We start from the raw sequence: 17,898 nt of genomic DNA on the forward strand, positions 1-17,898 counted from the left end.
TTTGTTATTCTGCAAATTTTTTTAAGATGAAATCGCCATTAATGATAAGTTTGCGCAAGTAAACACCGATAAATAAAAGGCGATAACATATATGACCGCAGACAAATAAACTTTCACATATATGAATAAGGTTAAAATAGGTTTTCTTTTGGTATTTCTTTTCCTTGCTTTTAATCAAGGATTTAGTCAAACGTATAAATTCAAAACCACTGGTTTAAGTGTTGCTGTAAAAGGGGATAAAGGTAAATTTGGAGAATGGAGCGAATTAAAATTGGTGAATATATTGATCAGTTTAGACACCAACAAAAATAGATTCGTAATTTATTCTGAAGCCATACAGGTTTTTGAAATCGTTGATTACCTTCCTGCAGAAGAAAATGATACCGATATTGTTTATCCGTTTGTTTGTAAGGATAACAATGGAGAAGATTGTACAATATCTTTTATTACAAGGAAAAATCAAGATAACAGAAAGCAGCTGTATATCAAATATGATGATAGAGTACTGGTATATAATGTTGTCAATTATCAGTAAAAAAACGTTGATGATTATTTGGACTTCAAAAATCACACATGTTAATAAAGTATCAATAATTATTTGGGACTAATGCCTACTTTGAAGGTGTTATTTGATATAATCATAGATTTTTTTTAAGATATTTACGTCTTAGTTTAAAAAGAGGCTGATTAGTTGTAAACTATGAAAGGCCTCTTTTTTTATGAAGTCAAGCCATGATTTTTTAATCATTAATGTTTTTGGGTTAAGAATGTATTAATTTATTTATTTTGGTTTTTTTGTTTCCGGTTTTTTTTAAAGGATAAAGTGTATTTTTGTGGACTATTTAAATTGTATTATGAGAAAAATTGTTTTGTTTTTAGTATGTGTTTTTTCTATTAGTAGTCAAGCACAACAACGCCCTAAATTGGTTGTTGGAGTTGTAGTAGATCAAATGAAAATGGAGTATTTGTATCGATTTTCAGATGATTTTTCAACTAAAGGTTTTAAAAGACTGATGGATAATGGGTTTACTTTTTATAACATGAACTATAATTATGTGCCAACATTTACTGCTCCTGGGCATGCTTCTATCTACACAGGTACAACGCCTGCAGTGCACGGAATCATTGGGAATGATTGGTATATTCGTTCTACTGGAAAAAATATGTATTGTACAGATGATGCAAGTGTAAAAACATTAGTAGAAGGTACAGAAAAAGAAGGGGCGATGTCTCCAAAAAATCTTCAGAGTACTACAATTACTGATGAATTTAGAATGGCAACAAATTTTACTGGTAAAGTAATCGGTTTGAGTATTAAAGATCGTGGAGCTATTTTGCCTGCGGGTCATTTCGCAAACTGGGCATTTTGGTGTACTAAATCGGGAGCATTTATTTCAAGTAGTTTTTATGGAGATAAAATGCCGGATTGGGTAACTCAATTCAACAGCGAAAAGAATTATATGAAATATATCGATAAAGGCTGGAGTTTGTTGAAACCAATTGAAACTTATAACGAAAGCTTACCGGATAATAACCCATATGAAGGAAGATTAGATAAAACTTTACCACCTGTATTTCCTTATAATTTGAGTAAAATTTATAAAGAATCTGGAATGGAAGTTTTAAAAACGACTCCATTTGGAAATGATTTCTTGGCTGAATTAGCCATGAGAGCGATTGAAAAAGAAGAATTGGGTAAAGATAATGTTACTGATTTTTTGACAGTAAGTTTCTCTTCAACTGATTATGTTGGACATACTTTTGGTCCAAGATCTATGGAGATTCAAGATACTTATTTGCGTTTGGATCTTACTATTGCAACATTTTTAGATTATTTGGATAAAACAGTTGGAAAGGATAATTATTTAATTTTCTTGACTGCAGACCATGCTGTTGCTGAGAATCCGATTTATTTGAAAGATCATAAATACAATGTAACTAATATTTCATCGAAAGAGATTTTTGCTTCGTTGAATAAATTCTCTACGGATACCTTTGGTGCTAATTTAGTACTGAGTTATTCTAACTTTAATGTTTATTTAAATAGAGATCTCATAAAAGAGAAAGGTTTGGAATTGGCTAAAGTGAAGCAAAGTTTTAAAGACTATTTGATGACTCAAGCTTATGTAAAAAGAGTGTATTCGCAAGAAGATATTTTGGGCGCAACGGGTCAAGATTATTATTTGAATTTTATTTTTAAAGGATATGATCCTAAACAAAGTGGAGATCTGGTAATTCTTGAAGGTGCAGGATATTTGGAAAGTATTGAAACAGGAACTACACACGGAACACCTAATAGTTATGATACAAATGTGCCTTTGCTTTTTTACGGATGGAATATTCCAAAAGGAGAATCAGTGAAAAAAGAGTACATAACAGAGATAGCACCTACGCTTTCTAAAATGCTAAAAATTACTACCCCAAATGGATCTGAATCTCAAGTTCTAGAAGATTTATTTGTTAAGAAATAATCCTTTTATAGGTACAAAAAAGCCCATCTCGTTTTAAAATGAGATGGGCTTTTTACTTTGGTTCGGTTTATAGAAATTGGTTGTTAGTTTAAGTTTATCGCTGCTTCTACAGGTAACGGAATTTGGTTTCTTAATAAATCTTCGAACGTTTCATGCGCTCTGATTAAATGACCTTTTCCATTCATCCATAAAACCTCAGCTGGTTTGTATCGTGAATTATAGTTTGATGACATTGAGAAACAATAAGCTCCTGCATTACGGAAACATAAAATGTCTCCTTCTTTTATTTCGGTTATTCTTCGGTTGGTAGCAAATGTGTCTGTCTCGCATATGTATCCAACAACAGAGTAAAAACGTTCTTTACCTTTTGGATGAGAAATGTTTTCAATATGATGTTGTGAGCCATAAAGCATTGGACGAATTAAGTGATTGAATCCAGTGTCTATTCCAGCAAAAACGGTTGATGTAGTTTGTTTTACTACATTTACTTTGGCCAAAAAGAAACCTGCTTCACTTACTAAGAATTTACCTGGTTCGAATATCAAGGTTAAATCTTTACCATATTCATGACAGAATGCATTGAATCTTTTTGATAGTTTTCTACCTAATTCTTCAATATCCGTTTCGATATCGTCTTTTTTGTAAGGTACTTTAAAGCCACTACCAAAATCTAAAAATTCAAGATTTTTGAAGTTTTTAGCAGCGTCAAACAAAATTTCGGCAGCATATAAAAATACTTCAATGTCCAAAATGTCTGAACCGGTATGCATGTGAATACCTACGATGTTCATATTGGTGTTTTCTACAATACGAACCAAATGTGGTAATTGATGTACTGAAATACCAAATTTACTATCGATATGTCCTACCGAAATATTTGCATTTCCACCAGCCATTACGTGTGGGTTGATACGAATACAAACAGGAACATGAGGATGTTTTGCACCAAATTGCTCTAATATAGACAAATTGTCTATGTTGATTTGTACTCCTAATGAATGTACTTCTTCAATTTCCTCAAGAGAAACTCCATTTGGGGTATAAAATATTTTTTCTGGGGCATATCCAGCATGTAATCCTAATAATACTTCTTGAATAGAAACAGTGTCTAGTCCAGATCCCATATCTCTCAATAACTGGAGTATGGCAACATTTGACAATGCTTTCATTGCATAGTTGATGCGTAAATTGGCTACTTTAGAAAAAGCCTTTGTTAACCTATTATACTGAGATTGTATTTTTTCGGCATCATAAACATAAAGTGGACTTCCAAATTGTTCAGCTAAGTGTAGTAAATCGTTTGCTTGCATCTTTTTTTATTTTTTTTTACAAATTTATTATAGTTTACTATTGTGACCAAACAAATGGAATGTATTTAACAAAATGTAACAAATTGTTTAAAATAAAACAATAGGTTTGTTTTGGAACTATTATTTAACAATTTTCAAAAAAAATCCCCTAGCGAAAAAATAGTGCTAAGGGATTTTTGAAAAAAAAATAAACATTTCTTTATAGAGAAGGCAAGTCACCTTTACCTTTTGTTGGTAGATTGGTTGCGCCCATTAAGTATAAATCTACTTCTCTTGCTGCTTCACGACCTTCAGAAATAGCCCATACAATTAAGGATTGCCCTCTTCTCATATCACCGGCAGTGAAAATGTGAGGGACATTTGTCTGATAGTTGGTAGCTTTATAATTGCTTTGCATATCAATTTGTAGGCCTAATTGCTCGGCTAAAGTCTTTTCTGGTCCTGTAAATCCAAGGGCTAATAGTGCTAAATCACAAGGCCATATTTTTTCAGAACCTTCTTTTTCGATTAGTTCAGGTCTTTGTCCCGGTACCATTTTCCAAGAAACTTCAACGGTTTTTAATCCAACCAGTTCTCCTTTTTCATTCGCCAGGAATTCTTTGGTATTAATCAACCAGTTTCTGTCGCAACCTTCTTCGTGTGATGAAGATGTTTTCAATTGCAACGGCCAAAATGGCCATGGGGTAGTTTCGCTTCTTCCTACAGGAGGTTTAGGCATAATTTCAAAATTAGTTACCGATTTTGCTCCGTGTCTGTTTGAAGTTCCCACACAATCTGATCCTGTATCTCCACCACCAATAACAATTACATCTTTTCCGGTCGCCAATACTTGGTTTTCTATTGTTTCTCCGTACAATACTTTGGTTTGTTGAGTCAAGAAGTCCATTGCTTGAACAACTCCTTTGCTATCTGCTCCTTTAGTAGGTAAGTTTCTTCTTTCGGTTGCGCCACCACATAATACAATTGAATCAAAAGCATTTAATTCTTCTACGCTATAATTAACTCCAACGTTAACATTAGTTTTAAAAACAATTCCTTCTGCTTCTAACACTTTTACACGTCTGTCAATAATTCCTTTTTCTAATTTAAAATTAGGAATTCCATAGCGTAATAATCCACCTATTGCATTGTCTCTTTCAAAAACGGTAACAGTATGTCCGGCACGATTTAGCTGTTGTGCAGCGGCCAATCCGGCAGGACCCGATCCGATTACGGCAACGGTTTTTCCTGTTCTTACCTCTGGAGCTTGTGGTTTGATCCAACCTTCTGCAAAACCTCTTTCGATAATATTTTTTTCAATATTTTCGATAGCAACTGGCTCACTAATAATTCCTAATACGCATGATTTCTCGCAAGGAGCAGGGCATAAGCGACCTGTAAACTCAGGGAAATTGTTTGTTGACTGTAAAATCTTCAAAGCACTTTCCCATTCTTCCTGATGAACCATGTCGTTAAAATCAGGAATTAAATTCCCTAATGGACATGAGCTATGACAAAATGGAATTCCGCAATCCATGCATCTTGAACCTTGTTCTTTGATTTTGTCTTTTTTTAACGGAATTGTAAATTCATTATAATTTGTTATTCTTTCTCGAACAGCAACGTTACTTTCGTCGGTTCTGTTATATTCTTTAAATCCACCTATCTTACCCATGACTATTATGCTATTAATTCTTCAATTTGCTTTTCTTCTGCCAATCTTTGTAATGCTTTTTTGTAATCTGTAGGCATTACTTTGATGAAATGTCTGCTTTCGTTTTCCCAATCTGCTAAAAGTCTTTTTGCTAAAGGACTATTAGTGTACAAAGAATGATTTTTGACTAATTGTTTTAATCGGATCAAATCATCATCTTCTAATGTTTCTAAGGCAACCATTTCCATATTGCACAATCCGTTTTCAAATTTCTTTTGGGCATCATACACATAGGCAATACCACCGCTCATACCTGCTGCGAAGTTTCTTCCTGTTTTTCCAAGGACAACTACAGTTCCGCCAGTCATGTACTCACAACCGTGATCTCCAATTCCTTCAACAACTGCGGTTGCTCCCGAGTTTCTAACGGCAAATCGTTCTCCAGCCATACCGTTAATATAGGCTTCCCCGGTAATTGCACCATAAAGCGCTACGTTTCCAACAATAATATTGTCTTCTGGTTTGAAAGCTGCCGTAGGAGGAACTTTGATGATTAATTTGGCTCCAGAAAGTCCTTTTCCTAAATAATCATTACAGTTTCCGTGTATTTTGAATGATAAACCACTAGTGGCAAATGCCCCAAAACTTTGTCCTGCAGAACCCGTAAAGTCAACAAGAATAGTATCATCTGGCAATCCCTGAGATCCATAAATTTTTGAAATTTCGTTACTCAATATAGCTCCAACGGAACGGTCTGTGTTTTTGATTCCAAAGGTTACTCTTGTTCTTTCTTTTCTGTAAATAGAAGGAATGGCAGCTTTTATAATATCAAAATCTAAAACATTTTCTAATGCGTGATCTTGGGTTGTTGTATTGTGGTTTGGAACTGTTTTTGCTTTTTCCGGTTTATAAAGAATAGTAGATAAATCCAATCCATTTGCTTTATAATGCTGAATCGCTTTATTAACATTCAGTTTTTGAGATTGTCCCACCATTTCTTTCAATGTTCTAAAGCCAAGTTGAGCCATGATTTCTCTTAACTCTTCGGCAATAAAATACATGAAGTTAATAATGTGTTCTGGTGTTCCTTTGAAATTTTTTCTCAATTCCGGATCTTGTGTTGCAATACCTACAGGGCAAGTATTCAAGTGACAAGCTCTCATCATGATACAACCAGAAGCTACAAGAGGAGCAGTTGCAAATCCAAATTCTTCGGCTCCAAGTAAGGCAGCGATAGCTACATCACGACCTGTTTTTAATTGACCATCACATTCTAAAACTACACGGCTTCTTAAATCATTTAAGATTAAGGTTTGTTGTGCTTCGGCAAGACCAAGTTCCCATGGAATACCTGTGTGTGTTAATGAAGTCAATGGCGCTGCACCGGTTCCTCCGTCATATCCTGAAATCAGGATAACATCGGCTTTTGCTTTGGCAACACCGGCAGCAATTGTTCCAACCCCAACTTCAGCAACCAATTTCACATTGATTCTGGCTTCACGATTGGCATTTTTTAAATCAAATATCAATTGAGATAAATCCTCAATAGAGTAAATGTCGTGGTGTGGGGGAGGTGAAATCAAACCTACGTAAGGTGTAGAATTTCTTGTTTCTGCAATCCAAGGCACCACTTTTTCACCTGGCAATTGCCCACCTTCTCCAGGTTTTGCTCCCTGAGCCATTTTTATCTGAATTTCTTTGGCATTCGTCAAATAATTGATTGATACTCCAAATCTTCCAGAGGCTACTTGCTTGATGGCACTATTTCTAGAGTCACCATTCATGTCTTTTTGAAAACGTTGTGGGTTTTCTCCTCCTTCACCAGAATTACTTTTTCCTCCAATTCTGTTCATGGCAATGGCAAGATTTTCATGAGCTTCCTGACTGATAGAACCATATGACATGGCTCCAGTTTTGAATTTTTTTACAATCTCTGTCCAAGGCTCTACTTCGTCAATAGAAATTGGATCTAAATTGTTGAATTCAAATAATCCTCTAATGGTCATTAAGTTTTCACTTTGCTCATTAACCATTTTAGAGTATTCTTTATAGCTTTCAGGACTGTTCAATCGAACGGCTTGCTGTAATTTTGAAATGGTAGTTGGATTGAACATGTGTTTCTCACCGTTTCTTCTCCATCTGTAAATTCCTCCAATTTCTAAAGGTAATAGGTTTGCAATCTCTGATTTTGGGAATGCATTTTGGTATCTTTTTCTAACTTCTTTTTCAATTTCCATCAATCCAATACCTTCAATTCTGGAAGGAGTGTATGGGAAATATTTAGAACTGAATTTTTTGTTTAAACCTAAAATTTCAAAAATTTGTGCGGCTCTATACGAATGCAATGTAGAGATACCAATTTTGTTCATGATTTTCAGAATCCCTTTTGCAATAGCTTTATTGTAATTTTTAACAGCATAATCTGCTTTTACATTTGTAATAAAGCCTTGGTCTACTTGGTCATGAATGATTTCATTTACCATATAAGGGTTGATAGCACTAGCTCCGTATCCGAACAATAAAGCAAAATGATGTGGCTCACGTGGTTCTGCCGATTCGATTATGATTCCAAATTTCGAACGAACTTTTAGGATATTCAATGAGTGATGAATATATGAACATGCCAATAACATTGGTATTGGTGCCAATTCCTCACTTACGCCTCTGTCTGAAAGGATAACTATATTGTGATCTTCAGAAACTGCTTTGAAAGTAGCTTGTACGCATTTTTCTAAAGCGCGCTCTAAACCGTTTACTCCTTCTTCTATTTTGTATAAAGTAGAAATGGTAACCGATTTGAAATCATCGTGTGAAATGTTTTTTATTTTATCTAAATCCTCATTTGATATAACCGGATTTTTGATTTTAATTTTTTTGCAATGAACATCAGTAATGTCAAAGATGTTGTAATCTCCGCCAATAGCCAAACTTGTATCGGTAATTATTTCTTCACGAATACCATCCAAAGGCGGATTGGTTACCTGTGCAAATAATTGTTTGAAATAATTATACAATAATTGAGGTTGGTCTGATAATATTGCCAAAGGAGTATCATTACCCATAGAACTCAAGGCTTCATTTCCTTCTGCACCCATTGGGTTAATGATTGTTTTTAAATCCTCAATGGTATAGCCAAACAAACGTTGTCTGGTTTCAAAATCAATTTTTTCTGTTGGGATTGGGTTGTTCGTATAAGGAATTTGAGCTAACTGTAATAAGTTTTTGTCTAGCCATTCTCTATAAGGACGCTTGGTTACTACAGAATGTTTTATTTCCTCATCTTCTATAATACGACCTTCATTCATATCAACAAGGAACATTTTTCCTGGCTCCAATCTTCCGTGCTGTATTACATCTTCTGGTTTAATGTCAAGTACTCCAATTTCGGATGACATGATCACAAAACCGCTTTTTGTTAATGTATAGCGAGAAGGACGCAATCCGTTTCTGTCCAATAATGCTCCAATTACATCTCCGTCTGTAAACGGAATAGATGCAGGACCATCCCAAGGTTCCATGATACAAGCATTGTATTCGTAGAAAGCTTTCTTTTCATCCGACATGGTTTGGTGTTTTTCCCAAGCTTCAGGAACCACCATCATCATTACTTCTGGCAATGTACGTCCAGTCATTAATAATAATTCAATAACCATGTCCATAGAAGCCGAATCTGATTTTCCTTCTAATATAATTGGGAATAGCTTTTTCAGGTCTTCTCCAAAAATATCACTTTGCATCAATTCCTCACGAGCACGCATTCTGCTCACGTTTCCTCTCAATGTATTGATTTCCCCATTGTGACACATGTATTTGAATGGTTGAGCCAAATCCCATGATGGGAAAGTGTTTGTAGAGAAACGTTGGTGAACAAGTGCTAAACGAGTCACTAAGTCAGTATCTAATAAATCTGTATAATATCTACTAATGTCTTCTGGCATCAAAAGACCTTTGTATATAATAGTGGTAGTAGAACAACTAGAAAAGTAAAACATATGACTTTCCGAAGTTCTAGAATTATGAATCGTGTGTTCTGCAATTTTTCTAGCCATAAAGAGTTTGGCGTTGAATTGTTGCTCAGTAATGTCTAATCCGTTTTTACCAACAAAAATCTGTTTAACAGTTGGTTCTTTCTCTGCGGCAATTTGACCAAGATTAGAAACGTCAACAGGCACATCTCTCCATCCTAAGATAGATAGGTTTTGGTCTTTTATAGCGTCTTCAAAAGTGGTTTTGCAAAAGTTAACCTGGTTTGGGCTTTTTGGCATAAAAACCATACCAACAGCATATTCTCTAACTTCTGGAATTTCAAATTCACAAACCTTTTTGAAAAAAGTATGCGGAATATCAAAAAGGATTCCAGCACCATCTCCTGTTCTTCCATCTGAGCTTACCGCTCCACGATGTTCTAACTTTATTAAAATGTCTAAAGCCTTATGAATAATATCATTAGACTTAATCCCATTCAAATTGCATATAAATCCTGCGCCACAGTTGTCGTGTTCAAATTCTGGTAAATAAAGGCCTTGTTCTTTCATTCTCATGCTTGATATTTTTTTTTACAAAATTAAAGGTTTATTGATATATACTGGTTGTAAGGGCAGTTTTGCCCTTATTTTTGCTATAAAATGAAAAAACGATTGTATAATTGATAATAATTAATTTTTGATACTTTGGAATTATTATATCTTTAAAATTTTTTTTGAAAAAACTTAAAATGATGTGTTTTTTGCAACAAAAATTGGGTTCTGCTTATTATTTTGAAGTATTATAACAAAATTGTCTTCAATTTTTAAATTTTTGTGTTCGTTTAATTTTTCCAATAGAGCTTTTTTAAATAGTGTAGTATAAAGATTACTATTTTGCTAGATTTTCACCTTCTATGTAAAAAACTATCGGTTTCCTTTCTATATTGGTGTTTAGAAGTCTTGGTTTTTATGATTGATACTGATTATCTGAGGTTTATGATTATAAGTAATTGATTTTGGGCTTTTATTTTTTTTAAATCTTAGAATCAGGTGCATTTTTCTAAACGTGTTGTAAAATTATTTTAAAGTAATGCCCTGAATATTTAAAAAATAAATTTCAGTTAAACTTAATTTTGCTACTTTTGTGCCACTTTTATTCTGAAATAGATTCAGAAACCAGACAAATTCTATATTATGAACATACACGAATATCAAGGAAAAGAGATTTTAGCTAGCTACGGAGTTCGCATTCAACGCGGAATCGTTGCTAATAGCCCTGTAGAAGCAGTTACTGCTGCAAAACAATTAACTGAAGAAACTGGTACCAGTTGGTATGTGGTGAAAGCACAAATTCACGCTGGTGGACGCGGAAAAGGTGGTGGAGTTAAGCTTGCCAAAGGAATTGACAAAGTAGAAGGAGTTGCAAGCGAAATAATCGGAATGCAATTGGTAACACCACAAACTTCTGCTGAAGGTAAAAAAGTACACAAAGTTTTAATCGCTGAGGATGTTTATTATCCAGGTGAAAGTGAAACATCTGAGTTTTATGTTTCTGTATTATTGAATAGAGGAACTGGACGTAATATGATTATGTATTCTACTGAAGGTGGAATGGATATCGAAGAAGTGGCTGAACACACTCCACATTTAATTTTTACTGAAGAGATTGATCCAGCTGTTGGATTACAAGGTTTTCAAGCAAGAAGAATTGCTTTTAACTTAGGTCTTTCAGGAAATGCTTTCAAAGAAATGGTTAAATTCATCGATTCATTATACAATGCTTACATTGGTTCTGATGCTTCTATGTTTGAAATCAACCCAGTTTTGAAAACATCTGATGATAAAATTTTGGCTGTAGATGCTAAAGTAAATATCGACGATAACGCTTTATACAGACAAAAGAAATATGCAGATATGCGTGATATTCGTGAGGAAAACCCAATCGAAGTTGAAGCTAAAGAAGTAGGATTAAACTATGTAGATCTTGACGGTACTGTAGGATGTATGGTAAACGGAGCTGGTCTTGCAATGGCTACTATGGATTTAATCAAGTATGCTGGTTTTGAGCCTGCAAACTTCCTTGACGTAGGAGGAACTGCTGATGCAAAACGTGTTGAAACTGCTTTCCGTATTATCTTAAAAGATCCAAACGTAAAAGCTATTTTAATTAATATTTTTGGTGGTATCGTTCGTTGTGACCGTGTGGCACAAGGAGTTGTTGATGCTTACAAAAACATGGGTGATGCTATACAAGTGCCAATCATTGTTCGTTTACAAGGTACTAATGCAGCAATCGCTAAAGAATTAATTGATAATTCAGGAATGCCAATTTTATCTGCTGTTGAATTCCAAGAAGCAGCTGATCAAGTAAAAGCGGCTCTTTCTTAATTAGATAGAAGTTTATATATTAGAAAAACCTGAGTGAAAGCTCAGGTTTTTTTTTGTATATTAAAATCTTGTATTTGATCTAGATTGCTGTCCAGTAAATCATAAAATTAAATGAAAGACTTGACAATACTGGCATGCATCTATTACCTTTACAGTTAGAAATAATGTGAAATTAGTAGAAACACTCTTCAGTGCGTCTCTAGTCAATGAAATATACTATGAAACTTCATATACAGAATAATTTTATAACAGAACTGCCTGCTGACCCAAACGAGACTAATATCCCGAGACAAGTACAGCAAGCCTGTTTTTCGTATGTAGAACCAAAAAAGCCATCAAATCCTTCTTTGATACATGCTTCGGAGGAAGTGGCTAATTCTTTAGGATTGTCTCAAGAGGATATTCTTTCTGTAGATTTTTTGAATGTTTTTTCAGGAAATACTATTTATCCAGAGACAAAACCATATGCCCTAAGTTATGCAGGACATCAATTTGGGAATTGGGCTGGGCAATTAGGAGATGGTCGTGCCATTAATCTAACCGAAGTTGTTCATGACAATATATTATATACACTACAATTAAAAGGAGCTGGGCCTACACCGTATTCGCGTACAGCCGATGGTTTTGCCGTATTGCGTTCTTCAATAAGAGAATACTTGTGCGCAGAGGCGATGTACTATTTGGGCGTTCCAACAACCCGTTCGCTTTCGCTAATGCTTTCCGGAGATCAGGTTTTAAGGGATATGTTATATAATGGAAATCCCGCTTATGAGAAAGGGGCGATTGTTTGTAGAGTGGCACCTTCGTTTATTCGTTTTGGTAATTTTGAATTGTTTGCTTCAAGAAAAGATCACACAACACTACAACTATTAGCTGATTATACCATTAAACATCATTTTCCTGAGATAAAAGCTGAGGGAGTAGAAAAATATCTGGCCTTTTTTCAAACTGTAGTCCAAACTACTCTTGATATGATTATTCATTGGCAACGGGTTGGCTTTGTACATGGAGTTATGAATACTGATAATATGTCTATTCATGGTATTACGATTGACTATGGACCTTACGGATGGTTAGAAGATTATGATTCGAACTGGACTCCCAATACAACCGATATGCAGTATAAAAGATATCGATTTGGTAATCAACCACAGATCGCTTTGTGGAATTTATACCAATTGGCCAATGCGTTGTATCCTCTGATAAATGAAGCCAAACCATTAGAAACAATTCTAGATGCGTTTAGTGTTGGTTATGAAAAGGAGTACTTGAATATGATGCAAAATAAACTCGGATTCATGACAAAAGTTGATACTGATGCAGTCTTGATCGAAAGTTTACTAGAGCTGTTACCATTGGTAGAAACCGATATGACTATTTTCTTTAGAAATTTAGGCAATGTTCAAAAAGCTGATACTCCAGTAATTGCTTTGGATAAAATTAAAGATGCATTCTATAACGAGAAAGATCTTGATGAAACTATTTTGGATAAATGGAACACATGGTTGGAGAGTTATAGAAATCGAATAAATGAAGAATCTTTTTCGGATGCCGAAAGGAAAGAAGAAATGAATAAAGTAAATCCGAAATATGTATTACGAAATTATATGGCGCAATTAAGTATTGATGCTGCTGACAAAGGTGACTATTCTTTGATAAACGAATTGTATGAATTATTGAAGAAACCCTATGAAGAACAGCCAGATAGCCAAAAATGGTTTGCCAAAAGACCGGATTGGGCTAGGGATAAAGTAGGTTGTTCTATGTTAAGTTGTAGCTCTTAGAGGTCATTTTTAAGCCAATGTTATCAAAAAAAGGAATTGTATTTAAATAATCAAAAAAGCTTTTTTGTTGCTATTTTCTTAATGTTTTGAAGCTAAAATTTAAAAGTATTTATTTTTAATTTATTTGTGTTAATGCGAATATAATGAGGTGAAAAACCTAATGTTTTTTGTGTTTTAAGAATTCATTAAGTGATTGATTTAATGTTTTTTATACGCTTGTTGTGAGTAATTTTGACATGTAATCTTAAAACAAAAAAATCATGAAAAAATTATTTTTATCTGCTATTGTTACTTTATTTGCAAGCTCAGTATTCGCTACAACTATTAACGAAGAGCCTACATTGGTTTTATCTAAAACTACAAAAGAATTATCTCACTTACTAAATAAGTCTTACTCAGAAGATATTTTAGAAAAAGAGGAATTAGTTAAAGTAACTTTTACAGTTAATGAATTGCAACAACTTGTAGTATTGCAGGTGAATTCAAATAGTTCTGAGGTTCAATCGTATGTTAAGGATGCACTTAATTACAAAAAACTGTCTTCTAATGAATTAACGATTGGGAAGGATTATGTTTTTGAAGTAAGATTCAAAAACTAATTATCGCAATACGAAAACAGATTTGCGCGCATGTTAGCTTAACGATTAGGGATGTATTTGGTATTTATAGAATATCAATCAAAGGAAGCCAAGAGGGTTTCCTTTGTTGTTTATAAAAGGTTGGGATTCTCTTTAAAAAATCGATTTTGAGATAACATAGAGCTTTATAACTTCAATGATGTGATAGAATTTAGGTTTCTTTTTTGGGCTTAATGTTTGATTTAAATTCTAAATCGTCTTTTATTAAGTGAATATCATGTTGAGAAAACGGAATGACAATATTGTTTTGTTTTAATGTTTTGTCAATAGCCATTATCAATTCGCTTTTTACATCAAAATCATAGTCAAAATGCTTAATCCAATATTTCATGACTAAGTCAATCGAACTGTCTCCAAATTTGGTAAACCAAATTACTGGCATTGGTTTCATTAGCACATTTTTATTTTTTTCAAGGATTTCAAAAAGCAATTTTTTGGTCAATTCCAAGTCGGTTCCATAGGCTACCCCAAATCTGATTTCTGATCTGCGGTGGCTGCTTCCCAGAGTCCAATTGGTTAAATTTTGATTTAATAAATCACCGTTGGGAATCACTACGTCTGCACCGTCGTACGTGGTAACGACACTGCTTCTTATACCGATTGATTTCATTTTTCCGGATTGCGTGCCTACCTCGATGATATCGTCCAAATTCACTGGTTTTTCGAAGGCTATGATTAATCCGCTTATTAGATTATTTACGAGGCTTTGCATACCAAAACCAATACCAACTCCCAATGCACTAATGATTAGGGTTATTTTATCCAAAGGGATTCCTGCCGATGCAAAAGCAACCAGAACTCCCAGAGTTACAATGGTGATTCGAGATAAAAACAGCCAACTTCCAAAACTTTTGTTTTTGTTTTTGCTTTTTATAATTTGATTATCAGAAGCTAAAAATGAAACTACTTTTGAGATGAAGCTGGACAATAAAATTACAAGGATGAATGTAACAATATTTTCAAATGTGAATGTGATGTTCCCTATACTTCGAGGCTCTGATATGGAGTTTCTGAAAGGATCAATAATATTTTGAAAAGTAAAGGTGTTTCTCGTCATTAGCAAAAAACAAGAAACAAAAAGAATGAGATAAAGACCATTACTAAACTGATGGGGAATGCCATTTATGGGTTTCTTTGGTTTATCTTCATCAATGGTTTCCAAAATTTTGGAGACTAAATTAATTTCCTTAATAACAATTATCGTGTAATAGAGAGAGAAAACCACGATGATAATATAAACAGCTTTAGTCATTAAGAATTTGCCTAAATTATAATGGCCGTTTACCAAATAGTAGAATGAAAAAATTTGAAGAATAGCACCAGCAATAATATACCATAAATAAATCTTTCTTTGAAATTGGGCTCTGTTTATAAATGAATAAACACCTATTGCAATACCTAAACTATTTATTGCCAAAATTAAAAAGGACTCTCCGGCAAAGTGAATCAGGATTATGATATCAAAAAAAGCTATTAAATTCAGCAGAAAAATTGCAATCCAGATTCTCCAGACAAATGTCCTAATCGAATGCCACATCATTATGGTCAATGAGATAGTAGATATAGTCCAGATTATAATAGAAAAAATAAGCGGAGGCATTGGGAGTACAAATTGATATAGATTCAATATAACCAAAAGTGCAGCCGCTATTGGGCTGTTTAGTATATTGAGATCAATTATCATATCTTTTTTATAGCCAAAATCAAGGAATTTTCTCTTTTGTAATTTAAAATATACCGCCGTGCCAATTATTAAAATCAGCATTATAATAATAGAATTTCTATTGTTTATCAAATAAAAATATAGGACTAGATAATTTGTTTTTATAGAAAAGCTTAAAGAGTCTCCAATCATTATTTTTTTGATATCAGGATAATCAAAAACAGGTACTTTTTTTATAAGCACTTGGTCTAGTTCTAATCTTCTGAGTCTGTCGTTTTCAATTATATCCGATTCAATTTTATATTTTAATTGATCTCCCATAATTTCCAATGTTTCAATACTGTCTACAGCATTTTTTAACCTTTCGGAAATCAGATTAATGTTTGTATTCATCTTTTCTGATTGAATGCGGTAAATTTCCCGGGCTACGGAATCAGTTGGAACATAATATAGATTTTTTTCAGCAACCAATGAATCAATCTTTTCTTGTGTACGACTGAGTTGCTGATTTTCAATACTGATTTTTTTTAAGCGATTGTTGGAGCGTTTTAATAATTCGTCTAGTAATATAGATGTTGAGCTAAGATTTCGATCAGTCAAAGCCCTAAAATTCTTTTTGGCAATTCCCTTAACGGCAAATTCTTCCCAATCTTTCAGTTGATAGATTTCTTCTGTAATGTCCTTGTAATCGAACCCTTTATTCAAAAGAAACTTCGCGTTTTGGATTTCAAATTCAATTAAATTGAAAATCTTATTTTGTTTTTGGACTTTTTGGTAGTTAATATATTTTTCCTGTCTCGCCTTCTTGTCATTTTCTGCTTTGCTTTCAAGTAAAACATGTGTGACTTTATCTTTAATTCCTAACTGTTTAGCAATAGAATCCAATTCGTTTTTTTGATTTTGGGAAGCAACTGTAAGAAAGGTGAGTAAAGCCCAAAAAACAAAAATTGATTTACAACTATTGCTTTTATTTTTTTTGGAGGTGTTTGTATGCTGAAACGTAAAATTTAACATGAGGCGAGTATATTTTATATGTTATTTTTTCTGTTAGCTTTTGGATAAACGAATTGTCAGAATTAAGAAATCGGGTATATAGCGTTTATTCTTCTTTTATGGAACCTGAAAAAAAATAAGTTTTATTCGATCAAGGTAACTTTCATACTATTTTATTAAGAGGTTAATAGATGGGTCTATGTCAAATTTAACAAAAAATATTAGTTTCTGATATATGTGTTTGAAAAAGAGTTTGTTATTAAATGCCGTGAAATGATGTTAATTTGGGGCATAAAAAAAGCCTGAACTTTCATTCAGGCTTTTTAATCTTTGTTTTTTATTTCTTGACTTGGACAGTATTTAGAAATTATAAAACCTAAGTTTTATGATTTTTTGTTTTTGCCAAAATTATATTTTACTTTCTCAACAACAGGTGTTTTTCCATTGCCTTTTGGAAATTTCTTTTTAGCAGTTGTACCAGATTTAGTTGGTGCTTGATCGGCTCTAGATTTTTCTGCGTCCTTTGGTTTTGGTTTGAATTCGGTTCTTTTAGAATTTCCATCTTTTGACGGAATTTGAGCTTTGTGTTTGGCAAGAACTTCATTCGGGTTTTTTGGGTTTTCTTTGGTTCCTCTTAAGTGAATTACCAATCCGTTTAGGAAGTTACGTAAAACCTGATCTCCACAAGACATGAAGTTTTCATGTTTTTCATCACGGAAAAAAGCTCCTAATTCTGATTTAGAAATTCTAAAATCTACCAATTCCAGAATCTCTACTATTTGGTCATCACGTAGCATTAAGGCTACTCGAAGTTTTTTGAATATATCGTTATTTGTCATTTCTTAACTATTTTAGAGTGCAAAGATACATATTTAGAAAATGAATTTATGGTTATTGTTTTAGGGGATTCATTTTTAAAAGTTGAGCTAATCCATCAGTACATTTTTAATATAACGGGTAATTATTTGAAATTAGATTTAAATTCAATTATTTTTGGATAATGAAAAGAAGTTCTATTCGTTAAAAAAGTTTCACACTAAAAAATACCCCAAA

At 33.5% G+C, this 17,898-nt stretch carries 10 protein-coding genes; 5 read left to right on the forward strand and 5 right to left on the reverse strand.

The genetic code is table 11. From position 1 onward, the window contains the following. Positions 1-121 precede the first annotated feature (121 nt). Complete coding sequence (locus OZP08_RS09695; protein ID WP_268845893.1) at positions 122-535, forward strand: hypothetical protein; 414 nt, start codon at positions 122-124, stop codon at positions 533-535. 319 nt (positions 536-854) lie between these two features. Beyond that, positions 855-2,471, forward strand: a complete 1,617-nt coding sequence (gene pafA, locus OZP08_RS09700; protein WP_268845894.1) for an alkaline phosphatase PafA — start codon at positions 855-857, stop codon at positions 2,469-2,471. Between the two features lie 83 nt (positions 2,472-2,554). Here the strand turns inward: pafA and lysA are convergent, their stop codons facing one another. From lysA to gltB, 3 genes are all read right to left on the reverse strand, one after another. After that, positions 2,555-3,781 carry a diaminopimelate decarboxylase gene (lysA, locus tag OZP08_RS09705; protein ID WP_268845895.1) on the reverse strand — a complete coding sequence of 409 codons (1,227 nt, stop codon included), beginning with the start codon at positions 3,779-3,781 and terminating at the stop codon, positions 2,555-2,557. Between the two features lie 199 nt (positions 3,782-3,980). Further along, positions 3,981-5,435: a glutamate synthase subunit beta gene (locus OZP08_RS09710; protein WP_281323583.1), complete on the reverse strand. Its 1,455-nt coding sequence runs from the start codon at positions 5,433-5,435 to the stop codon at positions 3,981-3,983. Positions 5,436-5,440: 5 nt separating this feature from the next. After that, a complete protein-coding gene (gene gltB / locus OZP08_RS09715) occupies positions 5,441-9,955 on the reverse strand; it encodes a glutamate synthase large subunit (RefSeq protein WP_281323584.1) in 4,515 nt (1,504 codons plus the stop codon). Positions 9,956-10,573: 618 nt separating this feature from the next. Between gltB and sucC the strand changes: the two genes are divergently transcribed. From sucC to OZP08_RS09730, 3 genes are all read left to right on the forward strand, one after another. Then, positions 10,574-11,767, forward strand: a complete 1,194-nt coding sequence (gene sucC / locus OZP08_RS09720; protein WP_268845897.1) for an ADP-forming succinate--CoA ligase subunit beta — start codon at positions 10,574-10,576, stop codon at positions 11,765-11,767. Between the two features lie 218 nt (positions 11,768-11,985). Continuing rightward, the gene (locus tag OZP08_RS09725; RefSeq protein ID WP_268845898.1) at positions 11,986-13,551 is read left to right on the forward strand and encodes a protein adenylyltransferase SelO; all 1,566 of its coding nucleotides are present in this window, start codon (positions 11,986-11,988) and stop codon (positions 13,549-13,551) included. 260 nt (positions 13,552-13,811) lie between these two features. After that, on the forward strand, positions 13,812-14,150 hold the full coding sequence (locus OZP08_RS09730) for a hypothetical protein (protein WP_268845899.1): 339 nt from the start codon (positions 13,812-13,814) through the stop codon (positions 14,148-14,150). Positions 14,151-14,340: 190 nt separating this feature from the next. Here the strand turns inward: OZP08_RS09730 and OZP08_RS09735 are convergent, their stop codons facing one another. Continuing rightward, on the reverse strand, positions 14,341-16,866 hold the full coding sequence (locus OZP08_RS09735) for a mechanosensitive ion channel family protein (protein WP_281323585.1): 2,526 nt from the start codon (positions 16,864-16,866) through the stop codon (positions 14,341-14,343). Positions 16,867-17,228: 362 nt separating this feature from the next. After that, positions 17,229-17,684: a DUF1456 family protein gene (locus tag OZP08_RS09740; RefSeq protein ID WP_281323586.1), complete on the reverse strand. Its 456-nt coding sequence runs from the start codon at positions 17,682-17,684 to the stop codon at positions 17,229-17,231. Positions 17,685-17,898: the final 214 nt, after the last annotated feature.

This window comes from Flavobacterium aestivum, assembly GCF_026870175.2.
Taxonomy (GTDB): Bacteria; Bacteroidota; Bacteroidia; order Flavobacteriales; family Flavobacteriaceae; genus Flavobacterium; species Flavobacterium aestivum.